21 protein-coding genes are annotated in these 24,095 nt (G+C 71.7%); 14 read left to right on the top strand and 7 right to left on the bottom strand.

The genetic code is table 11. The annotated features are described in order from the left end of the window. Positions 1–137: 137 nt before the first annotated feature. From E9934_RS13935 to E9934_RS13925, 3 genes are read left to right on the top strand one after another with little or no spacing between them, the layout of a single operon-like run. On the top strand, positions 138–992 hold the full coding sequence (locus E9934_RS13935) for an oxygenase MpaB family protein (protein WP_238694957.1): 855 nt from the start codon (positions 138–140) through the stop codon (positions 990–992). A 46-nt stretch (positions 993–1,038) separates the two neighbouring features. After that, a complete protein-coding gene (locus tag E9934_RS13930) occupies positions 1,039–1,782 on the top strand; it encodes an endo alpha-1,4 polygalactosaminidase (protein WP_136563498.1) in 744 nt (247 codons plus the stop codon). A gap of 25 nt (positions 1,783–1,807) precedes the next feature. Then, positions 1,808–2,470 (top strand): VOC family protein, encoded by a 663-nt coding sequence (locus E9934_RS13925; protein ID WP_136563497.1) that lies wholly within the window; start codon positions 1,808–1,810, stop codon positions 2,468–2,470. Between the two features lie 12 nt (positions 2,471–2,482). Here E9934_RS13925 and E9934_RS13920 read toward each other — a convergent pair whose 3' ends face one another. Together E9934_RS13920 and E9934_RS13915 are read right to left on the bottom strand one after the other, a co-directional pair. Next, on the bottom strand, positions 2,483–2,845 hold the full coding sequence (locus E9934_RS13920; RefSeq protein ID WP_136563496.1) for a hypothetical protein: 363 nt from the start codon (positions 2,843–2,845) through the stop codon (positions 2,483–2,485). A gap of 43 nt (positions 2,846–2,888) precedes the next feature. Continuing rightward, entirely contained in the window at positions 2,889–4,475 is a 1,587-nt protein-coding gene (locus tag E9934_RS13915) for a hypothetical protein (protein WP_136563495.1), read from the bottom strand. Positions 4,476–4,869: 394 nt separating this feature from the next. Here E9934_RS13915 and E9934_RS13910 point away from each other — a divergent pair, with 394 nt between their 5' ends. The 3 genes from E9934_RS13910 (at position 4,870) to E9934_RS13900 (ending at position 10,298) form a co-directional block, all read left to right on the top strand. Beyond that, a complete protein-coding gene (locus E9934_RS13910) occupies positions 4,870–8,181 on the top strand; it encodes an Ig-like domain-containing protein (protein WP_136563494.1) in 3,312 nt (1,103 codons plus the stop codon). A 333-nt stretch (positions 8,182–8,514) separates the two neighbouring features. Then, positions 8,515–9,495 carry an SDR family NAD(P)-dependent oxidoreductase gene (locus tag E9934_RS20290; protein ID WP_136563511.1) on the top strand — a complete coding sequence of 327 codons (981 nt, stop codon included), beginning with the start codon at positions 8,515–8,517 and terminating at the stop codon, positions 9,493–9,495. Beyond that, positions 9,492–10,298, top strand: coding sequence for a thioesterase family protein (locus tag E9934_RS13900; RefSeq protein ID WP_136563493.1), 807 nt, complete (start codon positions 9,492–9,494; stop codon positions 10,296–10,298). Before E9934_RS20290 ends, E9934_RS13900 begins: the two co-directional genes overlap by 4 nt. A 5-nt stretch (positions 10,299–10,303) precedes the next feature. On the opposite strand, the gene E9934_RS13895 is transcribed toward E9934_RS13900, so the two are convergent. The 4 genes from E9934_RS13895 to E9934_RS13880 are packed head-to-tail and all read right to left on the bottom strand — an operon-like array spanning position 10,304 to position 13,888. Beyond that, on the bottom strand, positions 10,304–11,113 hold the full coding sequence (locus tag E9934_RS13895) for an ABC transporter permease (protein WP_136563492.1): 810 nt from the start codon (positions 11,111–11,113) through the stop codon (positions 10,304–10,306). Beyond that, the gene (locus E9934_RS13890) at positions 11,110–11,919 is read right to left on the bottom strand and encodes an ABC transporter permease (RefSeq protein WP_136563491.1); all 810 of its coding nucleotides are present in this window, start codon (positions 11,917–11,919) and stop codon (positions 11,110–11,112) included. The genes E9934_RS13895 and E9934_RS13890 overlap by 4 nt, the downstream gene beginning before the upstream one ends. Next, the gene (locus E9934_RS13885) at positions 11,916–12,746 is read right to left on the bottom strand and encodes an ABC transporter ATP-binding protein (protein WP_136563490.1); all 831 of its coding nucleotides are present in this window, start codon (positions 12,744–12,746) and stop codon (positions 11,916–11,918) included. The genes E9934_RS13890 and E9934_RS13885 overlap by 4 nt, the downstream gene beginning before the upstream one ends. 17 nt (positions 12,747–12,763) lie before the next feature. Next, positions 12,764–13,888: an ABC transporter substrate-binding protein gene (locus E9934_RS13880; RefSeq protein ID WP_136563489.1), complete on the bottom strand. Its 1,125-nt coding sequence runs from the start codon at positions 13,886–13,888 to the stop codon at positions 12,764–12,766. Positions 13,889–14,051: 163 nt separating this feature from the next. Here E9934_RS13880 and E9934_RS13875 point away from each other — a divergent pair, with 163 nt between their 5' ends. Genes E9934_RS13875 through xdhC form a run of 3 tightly spaced genes read left to right on the top strand, consistent with a single transcriptional unit; the run spans position 14,052 to position 18,641 of the window. Continuing rightward, positions 14,052–15,488, top strand: coding sequence for a xanthine dehydrogenase small subunit (locus E9934_RS13875; protein WP_136563488.1), 1,437 nt, complete (start codon positions 14,052–14,054; stop codon positions 15,486–15,488). Continuing rightward, positions 15,481–17,754, top strand: coding sequence for a xanthine dehydrogenase molybdopterin binding subunit (xdhB, locus tag E9934_RS13870; protein ID WP_238694956.1), 2,274 nt, complete (start codon positions 15,481–15,483; stop codon positions 17,752–17,754). Before E9934_RS13875 ends, xdhB begins: the two co-directional genes overlap by 8 nt. After that, a complete protein-coding gene (xdhC, locus tag E9934_RS13865; protein WP_238694955.1) occupies positions 17,751–18,641 on the top strand; it encodes a xanthine dehydrogenase accessory protein XdhC in 891 nt (296 codons plus the stop codon). The genes xdhB and xdhC overlap by 4 nt, the downstream gene beginning before the upstream one ends. Here the strand turns inward: xdhC and E9934_RS13860 are convergent. Further along, positions 18,613–19,311: a maleylpyruvate isomerase family mycothiol-dependent enzyme gene (locus tag E9934_RS13860; protein WP_136563487.1), complete on the bottom strand. Its 699-nt coding sequence runs from the start codon at positions 19,309–19,311 to the stop codon at positions 18,613–18,615. The two genes, xdhC and E9934_RS13860, sit on opposite strands and share 29 nt — an antisense overlap. A 54-nt stretch (positions 19,312–19,365) precedes the next feature. Here E9934_RS13860 and E9934_RS13855 point away from each other — a divergent pair, with 54 nt between their 5' ends. The 5 genes from E9934_RS13855 to E9934_RS19655 all read left to right on the top strand — a co-directional run bounded on the left by E9934_RS13855 (position 19,366) and on the right by E9934_RS19655 (position 23,928). Beyond that, entirely contained in the window at positions 19,366–19,917 is a 552-nt protein-coding gene (locus E9934_RS13855; protein ID WP_136563486.1) for a SigE family RNA polymerase sigma factor, read from the top strand. Further along, positions 19,910–20,833: a hypothetical protein gene (locus tag E9934_RS13850; protein ID WP_136563485.1), complete on the top strand. Its 924-nt coding sequence runs from the start codon at positions 19,910–19,912 to the stop codon at positions 20,831–20,833. Before E9934_RS13855 ends, E9934_RS13850 begins: the two co-directional genes overlap by 8 nt. 46 nt (positions 20,834–20,879) lie before the next feature. Continuing rightward, positions 20,880–22,631: an ABC-F family ATP-binding cassette domain-containing protein gene (locus E9934_RS13845; protein WP_136563484.1), complete on the top strand. Its 1,752-nt coding sequence runs from the start codon at positions 20,880–20,882 to the stop codon at positions 22,629–22,631. Beyond that, positions 22,628–23,674, top strand: a complete 1,047-nt coding sequence (locus E9934_RS13840) for a GNAT family N-acetyltransferase (protein ID WP_136563483.1) — start codon at positions 22,628–22,630, stop codon at positions 23,672–23,674. The genes E9934_RS13845 and E9934_RS13840 overlap by 4 nt, the downstream gene beginning before the upstream one ends. Positions 23,675–23,757: 83 nt before the next feature. Then, the gene (locus E9934_RS19655; RefSeq protein ID WP_158295004.1) at positions 23,758–23,928 is read left to right on the top strand and encodes a DUF5302 domain-containing protein; all 171 of its coding nucleotides are present in this window, start codon (positions 23,758–23,760) and stop codon (positions 23,926–23,928) included. Positions 23,929–24,095 lie beyond the last annotated feature (167 nt).

Here is a 24,095-nt window from a genome sequence, read left to right as displayed (position 1 = left end):
ACAAGCGAATCGCCTTGTTTCTAGGGGTTTTCGGGGTTCGGGGCCGGGTCTCGTGACGCCGTCGCTCGTTCCTCGCGACGGCTCCTCGACCACAGTGGGGCCGACGCCATGGAAATGACAGTGTTACTGTCATTGTCGTGGCAGAGGGTCCGGCAGCGCGGCGGCGTCAGGAGCTCGACGGCATGGACACCAGCGTGCTCGTGCAGGGCGTGAACGCGTTCGTGCTGCTCGGCGGCGCGGCCAATGTGATCATGCAGCTGGCCAACGCGCCCGTGGGGCACGGCGTGATGGAGAGCCGGGTCGACGAGGGCAACCTCTTCAAGAACCCGCGACGCCGGATGCGCACGACCGCGGCCTACCTGGCCGTCGCGCTCCATGGCACTGCCGAGGAGCGCGCGGCGATGCGCCGGGCCACCAACTCATCGCACGCGCAGGTACGGTCGGAGCCGGGCGCTCCGGTCGCCTACAACGCCTTCGACCCCGCGCTCCAGAAGTGGGTGGCGGCCTGCCTCTACAAAGGGGTCGAGGACGCCTACGTGCTGGCTCATGGGCCGCTGCCCGCTGACATCGCGGAGGACTTCCTCCAGCAGGGCAAGGTGTTCGGGACGACGCTGCAGATGGATGCGGACGCCTGGCCGGCCACGCGCGCGGACTTCGAGGAGTACTGGACGACCACCACGGCGGGTCTCGCCATCGACGACCGGACCCGCGAGTTCCTGTTGCGTGTCGTGAACCTCGACTACCTCGACGCGAGGATCCCGGCGAAGGTCCGGCGCTTCCGCGTCTGGTCGACCTCGGGCTACCTCGGTCCGGACTTCCGGCGACTGATGGACCTGCCGTGGACCGAGGAGGACCAGGCACGGTTCGACCGGTTCAATCGTCGCACCGCCCGGATCGTCCGCAGCCTGCCCGCGGCCGCACGCCAGCTGCCGGTGCGCGGCCACCTGCGCGACGTACGACGCCGGATGGCGCGCGGCGAGCCGCTCTTCTGACCTCCGTCCCCGCCCCGCGGCGGCGCAACGGTGCGACGATGGCGGGATGCGTCTCGTTCTCGGCTTCCTGCTTGCGCTGCTCGTCGGTGCGCCGACGGCCGCGGCCGTGCCACCCGGTGTCGACGTCGACTACCAGCTCGGCGGGGTGAGCGTCCCCGCCGACAACGTCGGGATCGTGGTCCGCGACCGCAAGGCCGATCCGGCGGAGGGTGCGTGGAACGTCTGCTACGTCAACGGCTTCCAGACACAGCCGGACGAGCGGGCCTTCTGGCGCGCCCGCTGGTGGCTGGTGCTGAAGAAGGGCGGTCGGCCCGTGGTCGACTCGGCGTGGGGCGAGTGGCTGCTCGACATCCGTACCCCGTTGAAGCGCCAGCGGCTCGGCGCGATCGTCGGCCGCTGGATCGACGGCTGCGCCCGCGCGGGCTTCGACGCCGTCGAGTTCGACAATCTCGACTCGTGGTCCCGCAGCCATGGCCTGATCCGCGGCCGCGACGCGAAGGCCTTCGCCCGCATCCTCACCCAACGGGCCCACGCAGCGGGGCTCGCCGCGGGCCAGAAGAACTGGGCGGGCCTCCACGGTCGTCGCGTCGGCTTCGACTTCGCCGTCGCCGAGGAGTGTGGCCGCTATCGCGAGTGCGCCGCCTATCGCGAGGAGTACGGCGACCAGGTGCTCTTCGTCGAATACCGCCGGCCCGACTTCGACTGGACGTGCGACCGCCACGGCCGCGACGTGGCCGTCGTGCTCCGCGACCGAGCACTGCGGCCGGACGGTCGTCGCGCCTGGTGCTGACGTCTCAGCGAGTAGCGTCACCCTCGTGAACGTCGCCCTCGTCGAGCTGCTGGTCGCCGACCCTCCGGACGCCTGGCGCGACGCGGGGTTCGCTGTCGATCCGGACGGCTCCTGCCGTGTCGGCTCAGCGCGGATGCGTCTCCTCGGTCCGGACGCCGGACGCGGTGTGATCGGCTGGACGCTCCGCGCCGGGCACGAGGGCGTGCGGCCGGACGACATCGACGGCATCGCCACGACCTGGATCGATGGGGCGCCAGCAGCGCCCGCCGAGGCGCCGGTCGAGCCGCCGGTCCACCCCAACGGCGTGACCGGGATCGACCACGTCGTCGTCCTGACGCCGGCTCTGGCGCGGACCGTCGCCGCCCTCGAGGCGATCGGCCTCGACGTGAGGCGTGAACGGGACGGCAGCTTCGGAGGCCGCCCGATGCGGCAGGTGTTCTTCCGCGCCGGCGAGGTGGTCATCGAGGTCGTCGGTGATCCCGACGCCGCGGGTCCGGGACCGGCGACCCTGTGGGGGATCACGCACACCGTCGTCGACATCGACCACACCGCTGCGTTGCTCGCCGACCGGGTCGGCCGGGTCAAGGACGCGGTCCAGCCCGGCCGGCGGATCACCACGCTGCGGCACCGCGATGCGGGCCTGTCCGTGGCGACGGCGTTCATCTCGCCGTACCTCCCGCGCAGCTGAGCGGGCGATCGGTCAGGCGGAGCGGGTCGCGCGCTCGTGCGCCTCGCGCACCAGGTCGACGACGGACCGGCCGGCCAAGGGCAGCGGAGCGCCGGCCTGGCGGTCGATCCACAGCGCGGCCTCGAGCGCATCGCCGGCGAGGCGGCGGAGGTCCCCGGCGCTGAGGTCCGCCAGCGCCTCGTCGTCGACCGTCGCGCTGAAGACCGGCTCCTCGTGGTCGAGGCACCAGGTGCGGATCGCCCCGAACCGGGGTCCCTCGTGCAGCCAGGAGTCCGGCTCGTCCGTCGCGTGCTCGCCCGCGGTCGTCACGCACCACGAGGGACAGGCCGGCGAGGGCGCGCGGCCGGTCTCGGGGTCGTCGGCGGTCGGAGGCACATCCCGACCATCGGCTCGGTGTCGAGCGGCCTGAGCAAACCGGTCAGTGGTGGATCGCGCTGCCTGCCTCGAGCAGCCATCGGGTCGTCTCGGCGATGTCCGGGCGTTGCAGGCCGCGGAGGTGATCGGCCTGTGCGTTGAGCCCCAGCGACACGACCCCGGCCAGGGCGTGCGCCGGATCGGTGGCAGGGGCCGCGACCATCGTGGCGACGTGATCGGCGAAGGCGGGTGGCAGCGCGTCCGCGCTCTGCCAGGTCGTCGAGAGCGCCACCGGCACCATCTCGGGTCGGACCTCGCCCCGCGCCTGGTCGGCGACCGCCTCGATGTCGAGCGCCGCGCCCAACCGCCAGGCCGCGGCCCAGGCCACCCTCGCGATCAGGTCGTCGCGGTGCCCGCACAGCCGGAGTACGACGTCCCCGACATGGGGCGCATAGGGGCTGGCCAGCAACAGGGTCGCCGCCTGGTCGCGGCGGTCGGTCCGCACGTGGAAGAGGGTCTCGAGCACCAGGCGGCGCAGCATCTGGTCCGGGTCCTGACCAGCCCGTCCGGCGGCGTCCTCGGCGTGGCCCGCCACGTGGTCGGTGAGGATCCGGGCCTCGTCGCCGTCGACGAGCAGCTGGGTGGTCCGGGCCTGTTGCAGCCACCGTCGCGTCCGCACGTCCTCGAGCGTGCTCAGCACTCGCAGGAAGGCCGGATCGGCGAGCCGTGAGGCGAGGTCGACCAGCGCCGTCCTCGGCAGGACACCGGGACCGGAGCGCGCCAGCGTGCGCCCGACGTAGAACTCCAGCACCGGGGAGTCCGCCGCGACGTGTCCCTGGTCGATCAGGGACGCGGCGACCTGCGCGGCGGCGCCGCTGAGCTCGGGCGGGGAGGTGGAGACCATCCGCAGCAACAACTCGGCCGAGGCCCCGTCCGGGGCCTGGCCGAGGACGGAGAGGACCCGCGGAGCCATCGGCGCCGATCCCGGGGCGAGGGCGAACTGGCCGACGCTCCGGCTCAGGTGTGCCCGAGCGGTGGCGTGTCCCATCATCAGCGCTGCTGCCTCGAAGCGGAGGAGCGAGGCCAGGCCGGCCGATCGCCCGAGCTCGCCGATGAGCCGGTCGGTGCTCTCCTGCCAGGTCGACGGGGCGAGATAGACCTTGTCGTAGCGGCGCAGCTCGCTGGCGAACTGCAGCCACTGCTGTCCCGTCGCCGTGCCGGCCAGGACGTATTCCATGACCTCGTCGAGGAGGCAGTCGTCGGGTTCCGGCTCGTGGGCGCGGGTGGCCAACCGGTCGTCGAGGTGGCCGCCGCGCACCAGCATCAGACGGGCCGCGGACAGACTGCCGGGGAGGGCCCCGGTGGCCGGCTCATAGGCCTGCACCACGCGGACGGGCACCGCCTCGAGACCGGACTCCCAGCGCGAGATCCGGCTCGGATCGGCGCGGACCTCCCTGTCGCGCAGGTGCGCCGCGAACTGGCTGCGCGTGGTCGAGACGGTCGGCGACATGATGCGCCGTGTCGCGAGCAGCCAGGACAGGCGTTTGGCCCCATCGACCTGGTCCGTCGCGACGGGAGTCTCGTCGCTGGGCAGGCGCTGCGGACGGCCTCGCGGCCGCCGCACCACGCGCCGGTGGTGCTGGTCGTTCATCACAAAAGTCACAGATCCCCGATCCCGTGCGCCCCACGCGCACCCGCCAGAGGGGAGCTCCTCTGGCGCTTCCGAGTGACTCCCGTCACTCGTACCCTGGGACGAGACTGCTGGATGTCACCCCGGAACGTGGGCGTTTCTGCAAACAATCGGACCTGATGCAAGTAAAGAAAGTGAGGACATAGGTCCCGAGTCAATCCATCACAAACGATGGAAATCTCGTCCGATCGGATCTTCCTGAAAGATCACGGCCCGTGCTGATGCTCCCCGGCAGTGTCCCTCACAGCACGCGCCTCCTCCTCGGCTCCCCCAGGAGTAGACGCGCGTTCGCCTCAGTCGAGGCGGCCTGCGGCGGCGCGGTTGCAGGCATACGGGGATACGAAAGGAAACGCACATGAACAGCAGCGGCTTCAAGCGTGGACTGGCCTTCTCGGCCGTGTCGGCGCTCGCGGTGGTGGGCCTCCCGCTCGCCGCCTCCGCGGACTCGGTCAACGAGCAGGTGGACCAGGCGAACGACAACTACGAGATGACGCTCTTCTCCTTCCAGGAGAGCCCGTTCGGGTCGACCGCCGACGACGGCACCGTCACCCTCGAGGCCGGCGCCACGTCCGACTTCGCCGAGGTGACCTTCCAGTACACGCTGAGCGCCGGCCCGGACAACTGGGTCGACATCGCCACCGTGTCCCGCAACGACAACGGCTCCTTCAAGTACGACTGGGCGGTTCCCGCGTCCATCCTGGACGTCGGCATCGACGTGCGGGTGACCGGCCTCTCGACCGCTCCGGGTCCGAGCCCGACTCAGATCACCTCGGACCCCGACCAGCGGGTCAACTCGGTGATCGTCCACGCGGCCAGCGACAGCGACGGCGACGACGTCGAGCTGCGCGAGGGCGACGAGATCGGCGTCTATCAGCGTGACTTCACCCCGAGCGTCCCCGGTCCGGACCCGGACGACGGCCACTTCGTGGCGATCAACGGTGTCACGTCCGCGTCCAACGCGGCGATCTCCCAGGTCGGCATGGTCGACCCGGACGACGGCCAGGTGCCCGGCGGTGCCGCGAGTGGCGTGAGTGGCGTCGATGACGGGGTGTTCGAGGGCGTCTTCGACATCGAGAACGACTACGAGTACGACACCCACACGCCGATCGTCGACGAGATCGTGATCACCGGTGGCGTCGAGGACAATCCGCCCGGACCCGGCACGGCCGACGTCATGCTGGACGTCGAGACCTACGAGCTCTACAAGCAGACGATCACCCAGATCACGGCCACGCCCGACGACCCGTCGGTGCCGGACAGCCAGTTCGGGACCGACGTCACCCTCACGGTGACCGACCAGAACGGCGAGCCGGTCGCCGGTGCGGTCGTCTACCGCGAGACCACGGCCTCCGACCCGTCGCAGCCCGACATCTACGTCGGCGTCACCAACGGCCTCGGCCAGGTGGAGACCTTCCCGGCCCGCAACGACGGCGAGGTGCAGTACTTCGTCAACGCCACGAATTCGCAGAACTTCGACGCCGGCCTGGGCGACAAGGAGGTGCGTCTGACGATCGGCCAGTATGTCGATGGCGCGGTCGACCTGCGCGACGACTCCACCGAGGGCGACGCGTTCGACATCAACGAGTACGACTTCGGTGACGTCGCAGTCCAGGTCACCGACCTGGAGGGCGACGACTTCAACGTCGGCGGCGGCTCCGAGGACCAGAACCTCCACTACCGCTGGGTCGTGACGCCCTTCGACGGCAGCGCGCCCTACGAGGACGACGGTGTGGTCACCGGCGAGACCTTCGGTCGCTTCAGCGTGCCGCTGCCGGCCGTCCCGCCGGGCGGTGGCACCTTCGAGCTGTTCGCCTCCCTCGACGGCACCGCCGGTGGTGGCAACAACGCCATCGCGGAGAAGGCGATCCGCACCTTCAAGATCGGTCAGGCCGAGGTGATCTACACCGGCTTCGAGCCGCAGATCGCCGACGTCAACACGACCGCCACGGCGACCGGAACCCTCCAGCTGGCCGACGGCACCGTTCTCCCCGGCCGCAACCTGGCCCTCACCTGGACCCGTGGCCTCGCCGCGGACGGCGACGACCCGGTCCCGGACACGTTCCTCAGCAGCGCGTCCAACGTCACCACCGACGCCAACGGCCAGTTCACCGCGCAGGTGAGGGACGTGCCCGACGGCCCGGAGAGCTCCGAGCTGGGTGGCGAGCTCAGCGTCGCCAGCAGCGGGCCGGACAACGCCGCCGTCACCGGTCGCGACCACGGGATCAACTTCGTCACCGACGCGATCCCCGCGGGCGCGACGATCCAGATCGACACCGACAGCGCCGACTACACGCCCGGCGTCCCGGTCCTGGCGGGCCTGGTCCTCAAGGACTCCGGGGGCAACGTCCTCAAGGGTCGTCGAGTGACGATCACCCTGGACCGCGGGTTCTTCCTGAAGGCCAACGAGATCCCGGCCAACCTGACCGGTCCGCTGGGCCAGCTCAACCACCTGCTCGACCCCGACCCGCAGCCGGGTGAGCAGATCAAGTGGGCGTCGGCCGGACAGTCGATCACCATCGCGACCGACTCGACCGGTCGCGCCGAGTGGGCGCAGGTCGTCCAGCGCGACGCCGGCTTCGACGACGACGGCAAGGTCACGCAGACCGCCACGGCGACCGGTGGCTCCGCCTCCGACACCGAGGACTACGCGTGGAACACCATCAACGGTGACGGTGGTCTGCTCAGCGACGCGCTCTTCATCTCCTCGATCGAGGTCGTGAAGACGCCGGCGGTCGACCAGGAGGGTCCGACCGACCCCGCCCCGGTCGCCAACGACGTGTGGTTCGACGTCTATGCCAAGGACGGCTACGGCAACCTCGTCAAGGGCGTCACGCCGACCGTCACCTGGGTGCCCGGGCCGGACGACCACCCGACCCCGACCCACGGTGGCTCGTCGGCGTCCGACTTCGACAACGGTGGCGACCTGTGGGTCCACGCCCACGAGGGCGGCGTCTACGACTTCGACGCCGTGCTCAACTACGGCCAGACGGTCTTCGACGACCCTGTCACCCTCGGCGACACCATCGAGAACCGCGACGTCACCGACTCCTTCTCGCAGGAGTGGTACGACGCGGTCCCGTCCGACTACTCGATCTCGGTGTCGCCGTCGGCGACGCTCGAGCCCGGCCAGGTCGCCCTCGTGACCGCGACGGTGCTGGACCAGGAGGGCAACCCGGTCCCCGGGCTCCAGGTCGACTTCGTCCGCAGCGGTGACCCGAACGAGATCCGGTTCGACACCAACGCCGACGGTCAGGCGACGTACGCCTTCACCAGCACCACCCCGTCGGTGGAGTCCGTGACGGCCGTCGTCCGCACCCCGGCGCCCAGCTCGACCGTGCTCCAGACCCTCAACACCCAGGTCACGTTCAAGAACCCGGCATCGGGCGAGGCGCAGGCGATCACGGCTGCGGTGCGGGCCGGGACGAGCGGCAACCGCGACATCGTGGTGTTCGACGGTCCGCCGTCGGCGGGCGGCGCGCTGGCCACGCTCTACCGGGTCGTGGGCGGCCGGCTCGTGAAGGCGGGCGCGTGGAGGCTGAACTCGCAGGGCAACAAGACCATGCCGGTCGCCGACCGCAACGGCAACCGGGTGACGGCCTACCGGGTCGTGGTCTCCGCGAACTCGGCGGTCAAGCGCTACGTCAGCAAGATCGTCCGCACCAGGTGACGATCCGGGGTTGATCCCACCATCAACCCCCCACTCAACGGCCGGCTCGGGACCCTGAGGTCCCGGGCCGGCCGGCAGGCCACCGGGGCCGCTGGCAGCTCCCCACCATTCGACGCGCCAGCCGGTCGGGAGTCCCACGACAATCCGGTGGGCACAGAAGGGCGCGGTCCGGGCCACTCTCCAGCCGCTGCGGGGTCCTGGCCCGGACCGCTTCCTTCATTCCATCACAGGCGACGAGACGATCTGCTCTCCTTGGCAGGTCGCCGTCGCCTTTTCGTTGGTACGGCGAGACGCCGGTGGTTTGCCGCCGATGCCTAGTGTCGGGACGTGGGCATGGGGCAGACGTTGGGACAGGTCGTCGACACGGTGCTCGATCGGAGCGTCGTCCTCGGCTATTCGCGGATCGGCAGTGGTCTGCGGGCTCACTGGTGGCCGGCGGACGCACCCCCGGACGCCCTGGCAGGTCGACGGGTGCTCGTGACGGGCGCGACCTCCGGGATCGGAGCCGCGGCGGTCGACGGCTACCTGTCCCTCGGTGCGACCGTCCACCTGCTCGGACGCAATGCCGAGAAGGTGGCAGCCGCTGTGGCGGCTCGGCACCTCGGGGATCGCCTCGTCGGCGAAGTGTGCGACGTCGGCGACCTCGACGCCGTGCGACGTTGGGCAGCGGACTTCACCGGCCGCGTCCCGGAGCTGCACGCTGTCCTGCACAACGCCGGCACGATGACCGGCGATCGTCGGGAGACCAGCGCGCAGGGCCATGAGCTGAGCCTCGCCGTTCACGTCCTCGGGCCGCACCTGCTGACCGGCCTGCTGCTGCCGGCGCTGCGCCATGCCGGTGACGCGAGCGTGGTGTGGATGAGCTCGGGCGGGATGTACGGCGCCCGTCTGCACGCCGACGACGAGGACGACATCGAGTACCGGACCGGCGACTACGACGGGGTCCGGGCCTACGCGCGGACCAAGCGGATGCAGGTGGTGCTCGCGGCCGCCTGGGCAGAGAGCCTCGCTGACAGCGGTGTCGCCGTCACCAGCATGCACCCGGGATGGTCCGGGACGCCCGGCGTCGTGGAGCACCTGCCGCGCTTCGAGAAGGTCGCTCGTCCGCTCCTGCGGACCGCGGCGGATGCGGCCGACACCGCGATCTGGCTGGTCGCCACCCGCCCCCGATCCGTCGCTCCTCACTTCTGGCACGACCGTGCCCAGCGGCCGGTGACGTTCCCCGGACAGCGGCCACCGTCGCCCGACGCGGTGCAGCGCCTCGTCGACCATGTCGTCGAGGCGACGGGGCAGCCACTAGTCTCCGGGCCGTGAGCGCAGCCACCGAGTTCGACCGGCACATCGACGTCAGCCCGCTCGGGGACGGCCGCTTCGCCGTCGAGCTCGACGCGGGGTGGGCGGTGGGGGCCGGCCTCAACGGCGGCTACCAGCTGAGCGTCGTCGGCAACGCCATCCGCGCCGCCTTCCCGCAGCAGCCCGACCCGATCGTCGTCAGCGCCTACTACCTCGGCCCCGCCCAGGCCGGTCCGGCGACGGTCGAGGTCACCCCGCGTCGTGCCGGACGCACCGTCACCGTGGGCGCCGACCTGCGCCAGGGCGAGGACGTGCGGCTCACCGTGCTGGCGACGTACGGCGACCTGGCGGCGCAGCCCGACGCGGTCGCGACCACGGCGGAGCCGTTGGTGCTGCCGCCGCGGGAGGAGTGCCGCCCCAACAGTGAGGCGCCGGCGGCGATCCGGACGCTCGCCCCGCTCATCGACCGCTTCGAGATGCTCTTCCACCCCGACCAGGCCGGGTGGTTCGGGGGCGAGCCGACGGGTCGCGGGGAGATCTCGGCCTGGTTCCGTCTCAAGGACGGCAGGCAGCCCGACCCGATCGCCCTCCTGACCGTGCTCGATGCGCTGCCGCCGGTGACCTTCGAGCTGGGCCGTCCGGGATGGGCGCCGACGATCGAGCTCACGGCGCACGTGCGCGCGCTGCCCGCCCCGGGGTGGCTCCGGGTCCGGCACGTCACGCGCAACATCGCCGGGGACATGTTCGAGGAGGACTGCGAGGTCTGGGACTCCGCCGACCGACTGGTCGCGCAGTCCCGGCAGCTCGCCCGACTGCCGAGGTAGCGACCTCAGGTCGCCTGGGTCATCCCCATCCGGGCGAGCACCACGTTCTCCAGCACCTGCACGACGTTGTAGAGGACCAGCGTGATCGCGGTGATCACCGCGACCGACGCCCACAGCTCGTCGAACTTCGCGGAGGCGTTGAACGCCTGGATCGACCCGCCGATGCCCTTGCCCGTGGACAGCCACTCGGCGAGCAGCGCCCCGGTGACGGCACCCGGGACCGACACGCGCGCCGCCGCGAAGAGCGACGGGAGTGCGCCGGGCAGCGCGACCTTGCGCAGGGCGGTGGCACCGCCGCCGCCGTAGACCTTCACCAGGTCCAGGCACTCCCGGCTCGCCCGACCGAGCCCGAAGAGGACCGAGGCGAGCGCCGGGAAGAGCACCACGATGGTGCCGATGACCGCCACGGACGCTGTGCTGCCGCGACCGGTGATGAGGATGATCACCGGTGAGATCGACACCAGTGGCACGCTGCGCAGCAGCAGGGCGAGGGGCATGATGCCTGCCTCGACCGCCTTCGACAGCGAGAACGCCAGCGCCAGGAGGATCGCGATCGCCATGCCGACGACGAAACCCAGCGCGGAGTCCCGCAGCGTCTGCATCGCCAGTGGTCGCAGCAGCTCGCGGTTGTCCGCGGCGAGCTGCCCAGGCCGGGCGTCGGGCTCGTCGACGAAGAGGAAGCGGAAGACGTCGGCGGGTCCCTTGGCGACGTACGGCGAGACCCCGGCGAAGCTCACCACGGCCTGCCAGAGCAGCAGGGCGATGCCCACGACCAGGAACGCGTTGACGAGCGAGCGGACGACGGTGCGCCTCATGCGGCGCTCCTCCCGGCCACCCAGGGCGTGGCGAGTCGGGCGATCAGGCCGAACACGGCGTAGCCGATCATCGCGACCAGGGCACACAGCAGGAAGACGGCCCACACCCGGACGGAGTCGAGCTGGCCCTGCAGGCGGATGAGGGTGATCCCGACGCTGCGGTCGGTGCCACCCATGTATTCGCCGAGCACGGCGCCGAGCAGCGCCGTCGGGACGGCGATCTGCAGGGCGTTGAGGATGGCGGGGACGGCCGCGACGAGGCGCACCTTGAACAGCTGCCGGACGCGACCCCCGCCGAAGACCCGGACGACGTCGAGGCTGGCCTGGTCGGCCGCCTTGAAGCCGAGCAGCGCGCCGACCACCGTCGTGAAGAAGACCGACAGGGCGGCGAGGAAGACCGCCGTCGTGGACGGGTCACCCGGCGCGGTCGCTCCGCCGAGGGCCACGATCGCGATGGTGCCGACGGCGACGATGGGCAGGCAGTAGGTGACGACGGCGATCTGCACCACCACCGGTTCGATCCGGGGGAGGACCAGGACCGTGGCGGCGAGCAGCAGGGCCAGCCCGTTGCCCCACAGGAACCCGATCGCCGCCTCGTTGATGGTGACCGAGAAGAAGTCCCAGTAGGCCGAGAAGCCATCGTCGAGGATCTGGTCGAGCACCGCCCAGGGTGAGGGCACCGGGTCGTAGGTGGTGCCGGCGTCGGGGCGGAAGCCGACCGCCGAGAAGAGCCACCAGGCGAGGACCAGGGCGACGGTCCCGAGGATCGACGTCGCCCAGCCGGGGATGCGGCCGGCGCGGCTCACGACTCGGCGTCCGCGCGGCCGTCCGCCCCGAAGAGGATCTCGGAGGCCCGGTCCACGAGTGCGTGGAACTCGGGCGTGCGCAGCATGTCGGGCGTGCGCGGGCGGGGGAGGTCGACGTCGATGATCGCCTTGATCCGGCCCGGCCGTGGCGACATCACCGCGACCTGGTCGGAGAGGAAGATCGCCTCGGTGATGCCGTGCGTGACGAGGAGTGTGGTGGCGGGCTTCTCGGTCCAGATCCGCAGCAGCTCCATGTTGAGGTTCTGCCGGGTCATGTCGTCGAGGGCACCGAAGGGCTCGTCGAGGAGCAGGACCGACGGCTTGAGGGCGAGTGCGCGGGCGATCGAGACCCGCTGGCGCATGCCGCCCGAGAGCTGGGCGGGGCGGCTGCCCTCGAAGCCCGTGAGCCCGACCAGCGCGATCAGCTCGTCGATGTAGGCCTTGTCGACGTCGCGTCCGGCCACCTCGAAGGGCAGCCGGATGTTCTTGACGACGCTGCGCCAGGGCAGCAGGGCGTGGTCCTGGAAGGCGATGCCGAGCTCGCTGGCCCGGCGCAGCTGTGCCGGCGTCCTGCCGTCGACCAGCGCCGTGCCCGCGCTGGGCTGCTCGAGGTCGGCCAGGATCCGCAGGATCGTCGACTTGCCGCAGCCCGACGGACCGAGCAGGGCGAGGAACGATCCCTGCTCGGTGTGGAGCTCGGCGTCATCGAGTGCGGTGACCTCCCGGCCCCGGCCGGTCCGGAAGGTCTTGGTCAGCCCGGAGATCTGGATGCCGGTGCCCAGCTGCTGGGCACCGGCATCCGGACCACATGTGGTGTCGAGGTTCATCGTGGGTGTCGGGAGCCTCAGGGCAGGTAGGCCTTGAGGTCCGGGCTCTCCTCATAGATCTCGTCGATGATCGAGGTGTCGAAGAGGTCCTCGACCGTCACCTCCCAGCCGGCCGCGGCGAGCGAGTCGACCGTCTGCTGCTGGAGCTCGTCGGTGATGGTGAAGAGCCCGTTGGCCTCGGTGTCGGGGGTGGAGATGAGCAGCTTCTCGGCATCCAGTCCCAGGGCCGTCTTCTCCGGGTCGAGGGCCCCGAAGACCGACTCGAGCCCCTCGGCGTTGTCGGACGCGGCCTTGTTGTAGTACTCCGTGATCAGCGCGACCGTGTCGTCGGTGGAGTTCTTGAAGACGTCCGTCCAGCCCTTGATCTCCGCGGTCAGGAAGTCCTTGAGCAGACCGCGGTTCTCGGCGAGGTACTGGTCGGTGACCGAGAAGGTCTCGGCGACGTAGGGCACCCCGTTGTCGGCGTAGGGGAGGTTCGTGACCTCGTGGCCCGCCAGCTCGACCGTGATCGCCTCGTTCGTCAGGTAGGCCATGAAGCCGTCGACCTGGCCCTCCATCAAGGGCGTCGGGTCGAACTCGACCGGCACGACCTCGACCTCGTCCTTGGCGATGCCGTTGGCGTTGAGGATCGCCTCGAACACGCTGGCGTTGGAGGTCTGCACACCGATCTTCTTGCCGACCAGGTCCTGGGGCGTGGTGATGTCGGCGCCGTCCGCGAGGGACAGGATCGTGAAGGGGTTCTTCTGGAAGGTCGCGCCGATGATCTTGAGGGGCGCGTCCTCGTTGGCGATCGCGGCGCCGATGGACGCCGCGTCGCTCAGGGCGACCTGGACCTCGCCGCTCAGCAGCTTGGCGACACCGGTGTCCGGACCCGAGATGCCGTTGACCGTGCTGAAGCCGTAGTCGTCGTAGTAGCCCTTCTCGTAGGCATAGAACTCGCCGGCGAACTCCTCGTTCTTGATCCACGAGTACTGGACGGTGATCTCGCCGTGGTCCTCGCCCTCGGCGCCACTCCCGGTCGAGTCGTCGCTGCCGCAGGCGGCGAGGGCGAGCAGGCCGACGGCCGTGGCCATCGAGGCCGCTGCGACGCGCAGGCCACGGCGGCGACTGCTCCGGGACGGGAGGCTGGACGGGTGGGTCATGTGTTCTCCTGCGTGAGCTGTCGAGTCGCCCGAGATGCAACGTCCGTTGCTGGACGGGGACGCTATGAGACGGGCGTTTCACGGTCGGGTCTCCCGGTTTCGGGTGCGTTAATTCCGCGATCTGCCTCCCGCAGGGGTGGGGATGCGGCCTACGGTGACGGTGATGAGCAGCGATCCGGGCGTGCCGATCACGCCGACTGTGCCGAGTGCCCCGAGCGCCCCGCCGAGTGTTCAGGTCAACGGGGAGACCCGGTCGCTGGCCGGTGCCCGAGCGGGGGCGAGCGCGCTCGACTGGCTGCGCTCGATCGGCCTGACGGGCGCCAAGGAGGGCTGCGCGGAGGGGGAGTGCGGCGCCTGCGCGGTGCTGCTCGCCCGGCCCGGCCTCGACACGGCCACCGAGTGGACCGCCGTCAACGCCTGCCTCCTGCCGGGGGCTGCGCTCGCGGGGCAGGAGGTCGTCACCGCCGAGGGGCTCGGCGGGCCCCGGGACCCCCACCCGGTGCAGACGGAGCTGGCCGTGCGCGGTGGCTCGCAGTGCGGCTACTGCACGCCGGGGTTCGTCTGCAGCATGGCCGCGGAGTACTACCGCCCCGGGCGCACGTCCTTCGACCACCACGCCCTGTCCGGCAACCTGTGCCGCTGCACCGGCTACCGCCCGATCGTCGAGGCCGCCGAGGCGCTGGAGGCGCCCCGCGACGACGACCCCCTCCTCGCCCGTACGACGGCCCCCGCGCCGTCGCCCGCATCGGCCCGCGGCGAGGCCTGGGTGCGGCCGCGGGACCTCGCCGAGGCACTCACCCTGCTCGCCGAGCCGGGCGCGGTCGCGATCGCGGGCTCGACCGATCTCGGTGTCGAGGCCAACCTGCGCGGGTCGCGGCCGGACCTGCTGGTCGCGATCGACGGGCTCGCTGAGCTGAGGACGCTCGTCGTCGACGACGACGCGGTGGAGATCGGCGCCGCGCTGACGTTGAGCGAGGTCGAGCGTCGGCTGGCGGGAGCGATCCCGCTGCTGGACGCGGTGCTCCCGCAATTCGCCTCGCGCCTGATCCGCAACAGCGCGACCATCGGCGGCAACCTCGGCACCGGCTCGCCGATCGGTGACCTGGCCCCGGCTCTCCTCGCGCTCGACGCGGTCCTGGTCCTGGCCTCGCCGTCGGGGGAGCGGGAGATCGCGCTGCGCGACTACTTCACCGGCTACCGGACGACGGTGCGTGCGGAGGGCGAGCTCATCGCGCGGGTCCGGGTGCCCCTCCCGCTGGCGGGAGTGACCGCCTTCCACAAGATCGCGAAGCGGCGCTTCGACGACATCTCCGCGGTGGCGATCGCCTTTGCCCTCGATGTCGTCGACGGTGTCGTGGTCCGGGCCGGGATCGGGCTCGGCGGGGTCGCCGCGACCCCTGTGCGGGCCGTGGCGACCGAGACCGCGCTGCTGGGTCGGCCCTGGACCGCCGTCACCGTCGAGGAGGCCGCGACCGTTCTCGGCGACGAGGGCACGCCCCTCGACGACCACCGGGCCAGCGGGGCCTATCGGAGCGCCATGCTCGGCCAGTCGCTGCGCAGGCTCTGGGCCGAGGGGCCACCGGAAAGGACCGGTGGTTGACGTGCGAGCACCGGCGAACCCGCCCGGCACCGGCCACGTCGGGCAGCAGCGCCCCCACGAGGCCGCCCTCCTGCACGTCACCGGACGCGCGCTCTACACCGACGACCTCGCTGTCGCGACGCCGCGTGTGCTGCACGCCCACCCCGTCACGGCACCGCACGCCCACGCCCGCATCACGCGCCTCGACCCCGTCCCGGCGTACGACGTCGACGGGGTGGTCCGCGTGCTGACGGCCACCGACGTGCCGGGCGTCAACGACGGCGGGGTCAAGCACGACGAGCCGCTCTTCCCCGTCGAGGTGATGTTCCACGGCCAGGCGGTGGCCTGGGTCCTGGGCGAGTCGCTGGAAGCGGCCCGGCTCGGGGCGGCCGCGGTCGCCGTGGACTACGAGCCGCTGCCGTCGATCATCGAGCTGACCGAGGCGATCGTGGCGGAGAGCTTCCAGGGTGCGCGTCCCCGGCTGGAGCGCGGCGACGTCGCGGAGGGCTTCGCGGCGAGCACCCACGTCCTCGAGGGCGAGCTCGAGTTCGCGGGCCAGGAGCACTTCTACCTCGAGACGCACGCGTCACTCGCCACGATCGACGATGACGGTCAGGTCTTCGTGCAGTGCAGCACCCAGCACCCCACCGAGACGCAGGAGATCGTCGCGCACGTGCTCGGGCTGTCGAGCCATCAGGTCACCGTGCAGTGCCTGCGGATGGGCGGTGGCTTCGGCGGCAAGGAGATGCAGCCGCACGCCTATGCGGCGATCGCCGCCCTGGGCGCCACGCTGACGGGACGACCGGTGCGGGTCCGGCTCAGCCGCCAGCAGGACATGACGATGAGCGGCAAGCGTCACGGGTTCCACGCGACCTGGCGGGTCGGCTTCGACGACGACGGCCGACTCCAGGCGCTCGAGGCGACGCTGACCTCCGACGGCGGCTGGAGCCTCGACCTGTCCGAGCCGGTGCTCTCGCGGGCGCTGTGCCACGTCGACAACGCCTACTGGATCCCGCACGTCCGCGTCGACGGCCGGATCGCCCGCACCCACAAGACCTCCCAGACCGCCTTCCGCGGATTCGGTGGCCCGCAAGGGATGCTGGTCATCGAGGACATCCTCGGCCGGTGCGCTCCCGCCCTCGACCTGGCGCCCGAGGAGCTGCGGCGGCGCAACCTCTACGCCGAGGGCCAGGCGACGCCCTACGGCCAGCCGGTGCGGCACGCCGAGCGGCTGGACCGTGCGTGGCAGCAGATGCTGGACACGTCGTCGTACGACGAGCGGCGGGCCGCCATCACCGCCCACAACGCCCAGGACCCCCATCGCAAGCGGGGTCTGGCGATCACGCCGGTGAAGTTCGGCATCTCGTTCAACTTCACCGCCTTCAACCAGGCCGGTGCGCTCGTGCACGTCTACAAGGACGGCTCGGTGCTCATCAACCACGGCGGCACCGAGATGGGCCAGGGCCTGCACACCAAGATGCTGCAGGTCGCCGCCACCGCCCTGGGGCTGCCGATCGAGCGGGTGCGGCTGGCGCCGACGCGCACCGACAAGGTGCCCAACACCTCCGCCACTGCGGCCAGCTCGGGTGCCGACCTCAACGGCGCCGCGGTCAAGGACGCCTGCGAGCAGATCCTCGACCGACTCGTGCCGGTGCGCGAGCGGCTGGGCGCCACAGCGCCGTGGGAGGACGTCGTCCACGCGGCCTACCTCGACCGGATCCAGCTGTGGGCGGCCGGCTTCTATCGCACCGAGGGGCTGAGCTGGGACCTGTCGACGATGACCGGCTCGCCGTTCAAGTACTTCGCCTACGGCGTCGCCGCCGCCGAGGTCGAGGTCGACGGCTTCACCGGCGCCTACGAGGTGACCCGGGTCGACATCGTCCACGACGTCGGCGACAGCCTGTCCCCGCTGATCGACCTCGGACAGATCGAGGGCGGCTTCCTGCAGGGCGTCGGCTGGCTCACCCTCGAGGACCTGCGCTGGGACGCCGGCGATGGACCGCAGCGCGGGCGGCTCGCGACCCAGGCGGCGTCGACCTACAAGCTGCCGAGCCTCTCGGAGATGCCGGCCGACCTGCGCGTCACCCTGCTCGAGCGGGCGGCCGAGGACGGTGTCGTCTATGGCTCGAAGGCGGTGGGGGAGCCGCCGCTGATGCTGGCCTTCTCGGTGCGCGAGGCCCTCCGTGACGCGGTCGGCGCGTTCGGGGCGCCCGGACGCGCGGTCGAGCTGGCCTCGCCGGCCACCCCCGAGGCCGTGTGGTGGGCGATCGAGGAGGCGCGACGATGACGTCTGCGGCATCCATGACGGGGGACTGGCTCGACGTGCTGGCCCGGCTGCGCGCCGGGCGGACCGCCGCGGTGCTGGTGACGGTGGCCGACGTGCGCGGCCACGCGCCCCGCGAGGCCGGCGCCAAGATGGTCGTCACCCTCGACGGGGCCTGGGGCAGTGTCGGGGGAGGCAACCTCGAGGAGCGGGCGATCCGCCGCAGCCGCGACCTGCTGGCTGCCGGCACCGTCGTGGCGAGCACCGAGTCGACCGACCTGTCCGACCGCGCGCCCGGCGAGTACGGCGTCCAGTGCTGCGGCGGCGAGGTGACCCTGCTGTTCGAGCCCGTGCCCGTGCGGCCCTCGGTCGCGATCTTCGGCATGGGGCACGTCGGCCTCGAGCTGGCGCTGCTGCTCAGCCGGCACGAGCTCGACCTGCACCTGGTCGACTCCCGCGCCGACCAGCTCGACGACGCCCGGCTCGCCGGCGTCGCCGCGGGCCCGGCTCGGGTGCACGTCCACCGCGAGCCGCTGCTGCCCGAGCTCGTGATCGCGACCCTGCCGCGCGGCACCGACGTGCTCGTGATGACCCACGACCATGCCGAGGACCTGGCCCTGCTCGACGCGCTCCTCCGGACGCCGGCGTCGGTCGGGTCGATCGGCCTGATCGGCCTGATCGGCTCGTCGGCCAAGTGGACCCGCTTCCGGGCCCGGCTCACCGAGCTCGGTCACGACGACCAGGCCCTGGCGCGGGTGGTCACCCCGATCGGCGATCCGTCCGTGACGCGGTCCGCCGGCGACCGAGCGAAGCGCCCGGAGGTCATCGCGCTGGCGGTGGCTGTCGACGTACTGGTGCGGGCGGGGCGCGCCGCGGCGACCCTCAGGGCGTCAGCGCCACCGTCGCCATGAGCTCGCCGACCGACCCCTGCGCGGGCCGGCGGCCCCAGAGCATCAGGAGCAGCTGCGAGGCCGACGACTGCAGCGTGACCGGCTCGCCCTCGGCGTGGGGCTCGAGGGTGAGGGATCGGTCGAGGTCGTGCGCCGTGAGCCGCAGCGGGCTGCGCAGCGGCGCGGTCCGGCCCAGCCGCACCTGACGGGGATAGAAGAGGGTCTCGACCTCCTCGACCCCGTCCCAGGCCAGCTCGCCGTCGATCTCCCAGTCGTCCTCGTCCTGCTGCGAGGCCAGGGCGTCGAAGAGGTGCATCGTCACCTCGTGGACCTGACGTCGACGCCAGAACCCGGCCGACTTCGCCGGCCCGAACGCCCAGGCGGGGGCAGCGGGATCGGTCTCGGCGAGCACGTCGACGAGTCGGCGCGCGGCGTCACGGTAGCCCGCGACCAGGGCGTCGCGGTCGAGCCCGGGCGCCGGGCTGTCGCCGTCGGGGGTGCCGTGGGTGACGGCGTGGGTCGCCCACGCGTGGGTCCAGCGCAGGTGCTCGCCGAGGTCGGCCAGCGTCCAGTCGGGACAGGCCGGCACGCCGGCCGCGAGGTCGCCGTCGGCCAGGATCTCGGCGAACTCGGCCGTCGTGGACTCCAGCAGCTCGATCCACTCCATGGTGGGATTCTCGGGACCGGTCATGAGGACATGCAACAGGATCGGCGCAACGAGCGTCGGAAGGGTGTGGAGACGACCATGACCGGTGACCCGCCGAGCGCCCCGCGGACCAGTGCGCCGCCGGACTTCGATGCCTGGGTCGCTGCGCGCGGCCCGGCGCTGCTGCGCCTGGCCATGGTGCTGACCGGCAACGCCGCCGACGCCGAGGACGCCGTCCAGGACGCCCTCGCGCGAGCCCTGCCGCGGTGGGACCGGATCGTCCGTGCCGACGACGTCGACGCCTATGTCCGCCGGATGGTCGTCAACGCGCACACGTCGTGGTGGCGCCGCTTCCGCCGCCGGGAGTCGCCCGTCGAGCCGGGGATCGGCGTGCTCGGCCACGGCACCGTCGCGGGTCCTGACGCCGCGACCGCCGACGACCGGGCCCGCGTGTGGCAGGCCGTCCGTGGCCTTCCCGAGGCGCAGCGCACCGCCGTGGTGCTGCGCTACTACGAACAGCTGGACTACGACGAGATCGCCGACCTCACCGGTGTCCGCGAGGGGACTGTGCGCTCGCGGGTCTCGCGCGGGCTCGCCGTGCTGCGGACGGCGCTCGACGCCGAAGGGGTCGGAGGAGTGGACGATGAGTGATCTCGAGCAGCAGCTCAGCGGCGTGCTGACCGACGTCGCCCACGAGGCGCCGAGCGCCGTCGGACTGGCCGACGGCGCCCGCCGCCGTCGTCGCGTACGACGCCAGCAGCGCCTCGCGCTCGGTGGAGCCGCGGTCGCGGTCGCGGTGATCGCCGGCATCGTGGCCGTCGGCGTCGGCGGCGGTCCGGACCGCGCGAGCGACCCGGTGGAACGGCCCTCGTCCTCCCCCTCCGCAGGGGCGGGCGACGACTGGCAGACCGTCGAGGTCGACGGCGGCGGATCGCTGATGTCGCTCCCGCCGGACTGGTCGCCTCACGAGTGCGGATCGCCCGGCGACGCGCAGACCGTCTACGCGCCCTCGACGGCCGATCCCTGCGTCGACAGTGTCGGCGCCGTCTTCCTGCCGGCGGGGATCCGTGGCGAGCAGGAGCAGGGCGCCCTCGTCAGCGGCGACGGGGGATGGCTCGGCTACGTCAACGCCGGGCAGTGGGAGGTGCGCGTCTTCCACGCGGACCGGGCCCTGGTCCGCCGGATCCTGGCCACGGCACGGGTCCCCGGCCAGCCCGAGGTCGACGGCAGCACCTGGGTCGGCTTCGACCGCAACGGCCTCGGCTACGAGATCCCCGCGTGGTGGGGCCTGGGTCCTGACGCCGACCTGTCGCCGTACTCCGTGTGCCTGCTGCCGCCCGGCAGCCCGAAGCTGGACGAGGGGATGCCGGGCACGGGGTTCACACTCGCCACGGAGCTGAGCTCCGGAGACGTCCTCCGCGTCGCCGCACCCACGGAGGCCGTGGCTTCCCTGGTGCTGATGACCGTCGACGACGTGACGGAGGTGACGTCGAGCGAGGACTGCGCCCCGGAGGACTTCGCCGTCGGGCTGCTTCCGCCGGAGACCGAGGACGAGTCGCTGCCCTGAGGAAATCGTTCGCGCTGGAGGCCTCGAGCGCTCACAATCATCGGTTGTGGGTCATGTCGAGGTCTCCGGAGTGCGCTACGAGCTGCCTGATGGGCGGGTGCTGCTCGAGGACGTGTCGTTCCGGGTGGGCGAGGGCGCGAAGGTCGCGCTGGTCGGTGCCAACGGCGCCGGCAAGACCACGCTCTTCAAGATCATCAGTGGCGAGCTGACGCCCCACGGCGGTGCGGTCGTCCGCTCCGGCGGGCTCGGCGTGATGCGGCAGATGGTCGACCGGGTTTCGACAAGCTCAACCAGCGGTGGTGGCTCAACCAGCGGTGGTGGCTCGACCAACGATGGGCTGCCGACGGTCGCCGACCTGCTGCTCTCCCTGGCGCCGGAGCGGGTGCGACGCGCGGCGGCCGAGGTCGACCGGTGGGAGCTGGCGCTCATGGACACCGACGACGAGGCCACCCAGCTGTCCTACGCCCACGCGCTGAGCGAGTACGCCGACGCGGGCGGCTATGACGTCGAGGTCACCTGGGACGTGTGCACCGTCAAGGCGCTCGCGGTGCCCTATGACCGCGCCAAGTACCGCGAGCTGCGCACCCTGTCGGGCGGCGAGCAGAAGCGGCTGGTGCTGGAATACCTGCTCGCCGGGCCCGAGGAGGTGCTGCTCCTCGACGAGCCCGACAACTTCCTCGACGTGCCCGGCAAGATCTGGCTCGAGCAGCGGATCGCCGCCTCCGACAAGACGATCGTGCTGATCAGCCACGACCGCGAGCTGCTCGCCAACACCGCGACCCACGTTGTGACGGTCGAGCTCGGCGCCGGTGGCGGCGGCAACAGCGCCTGGACGCACGCGGGCGACTTCGCGTCGTACCACGAGGCCCGGGCCGACCGGTTCGCCCGCTTCGCCGAGCTGCGCCGGCGCTGGGACGAGGAGCACGCCAAGATCAAGGCGCTGGTGCTGCGGCTGAAGGTGAAGGCGGAATACAACGACGGCATGTCGTCGCAGTATCGCGCCGCCCAGACGCGGCTGCGCAAGTTCGAGGAGGCCGGGCCGCCGACCGAGCAGCCGCGCGAGCAGCAGGTGACGATGCGCCTCTCGGGCGCCCGCACCGGCAAGCGGTCGGTGGTCTGTGAGGACCTCGAGCTCACCGGTCTGATGAAGCCCTTCGACCTGGAGGTCTGGTACGGCGACCGGCTGGCCGTGCTCGGGTCCAACGGCTCCGGCAAGTCCCACTTCCTGCGGCTGCTGGCCATCGGGGGCAGCGACCCCGACGTGGAGCACCGGCCCATCACCGACCGCGCGATCGCCCCGGTCGCGCACACCGGCCGAGCCCGGCTGGGTGCGCGCGTGCGGCCCGGCTGGTTCGTGCAGACCCACGAGCATCCCGAGCTCGTCGGCCGCACCCTGCTCGAGATCCTGCACCGCGGCGACGGTGACCCCAACGGCCGCCAGGGGATGGGACGTGAGCAGGCGGCCCGGGTGCTCGACCGCTATGAGCTGGCGGCCAGCTCGGAGCAGCCGTTCGAGTCGCTGTCGGGCGGCCAGCAGGCGCGCTTCCAGATCCTGCTGCTCGAGCTGTCCGGCGCGACGCTGCTGCTGCTCGACGAGCCGACCGACAACCTCGACGTCCAGTCCGCCGAGGCACTCGAGGAGGGCCTCGCCGCGTTCGACGGGACCGTGGTGGCAGTGACCCATGACCGCTGGTTCGCCCGCGGTTTCGACCGGTTCTGTGTTTTCGGCTCCGACGGCTCGGTCTATGAGGCCGACGAGCCCGTGTGGGACGAGGGAAGGGTGGTGCGCCAGCGATGAGTGATCTGCTGTCGACGTTGGAGATCGTCGAGCTCGGACCCGACGAGGTCGCGCGGCTGCGCGAGTGGGCGGCCGTGACCGCGCAGTCGGCTCGCCACGAGCTCGGCGACGACGCCACGGCGTGGGCGGCCGAGGAGATCATCGCGATCGCGCAGGAGCAGAGCCGCCGCCGAAAGCCCGGCTTCCACGCGGCGATCCTCGACGGCGAGGTGGTCGCCACCGGCTGGGTGTCGTTGCCGCTGCTCGACAACCTCGACTCCGCCGAGGTCGACGTCCACGTCCGCCCCGACCTGCGCCGGCGCGGGATCGGCACCCGCCTGCTCGAGCACGTCGAGTCGGTGGCCCGAGCCGCGGGACGGAGCCGTTTCGACAGCGAGACCTGCTGGCCGTATGCCGGCCCCGCCGATGGCGCCGGCACGCCCGGCGCCGCCTTCGCCCGGAAGCACGGCTATGGGTTCGGCCTGGTGGACGTGCAGCGCGCGCTCGCCGTACCCGTCGACGAGGCGCTGCTCGCCGAGCTGGCCGCCGAGGCCGCGCCCCGCCACGCCGATTACCGGATCGAGTCCTGGCACGGCCCCATCCCCGACCCGTGGGTCGAGAGCTGGCTGACGCTCGCCAACACGCTCAACTCCGAGGCGCCGACCGGCGACATGGAGCGCGAGGACGACGCAGGCGACGTCGCCGCGCAGCGCGAGGCAGAGGAGAGCCAGGCCCGCCAGGGCCGCACCTCCTGGCAGACCGTCGCCCTCGTGGGGGACGAGGTCGTCGCCTACACCGAGGTCGTGCTGCCGACCCACGACCAGCGCTTCGCCTACCAGTGGGGGACCCTCGTTCACCGCGACCACCGTGGCCACCGGCTCGGGATGGCCGTCAAGGTCGCCAACCTGCAGGCGATGCAGCGCGGCGCGGACGTGCGCGGGCGCCGGGTCGTGACCTGGAACGCCGAGGTCAACGACCACATGATCGGCATCAACGAGCGGCTGGGCTTCGTCCCCGTCGCCCGTGGCGCGGAGCTGCAGAAGAAGCCTGCGCGCGATCGCTAATTCGCTTGGCCGGCCGCACGTTCCGTGCGACGGTGGAGACCAGGCGAACCTCTCAGGCCCCCCGACCACGGAAGGACGCTCCCATGACCAACGACGACCTGAAGGCCAAGATGCGCGAGGCCCTCGACCGCAAGAACGGCAAGGAGCAGGGCGTCCACGAGGACGGCCCGGTCAAGGAGAAGGCCCACGGCTCCGAGGTCGTCGGTGGCGCGCCCAAGATGCACCGCCGCAAGGCCGGCGGCGGCGGGACCTGATCCCGCGCCGGGCTCCTGCCTGGCTGTGCTGGCGCGGGTTGCGCTGTAACACGCTGTTGATCGACCTTCACGACCCGTGTCGGCGATTTGGGGCGCTGTGCGGGTCGTGTACATCCGGCACGGGTCGTGTAGATGGGCGAACGACGTGTTACAGCGCCGTCCGCCGC

The sequence above is a fragment of the Nocardioides caeni genome (assembly GCF_004912195.1).
Taxonomy (GTDB): domain Bacteria; phylum Actinomycetota; class Actinomycetes; order Propionibacteriales; family Nocardioidaceae; genus Nocardioides; species Nocardioides caeni.
This window is presented reverse-complemented; position numbering and strand designations above follow the sequence as displayed.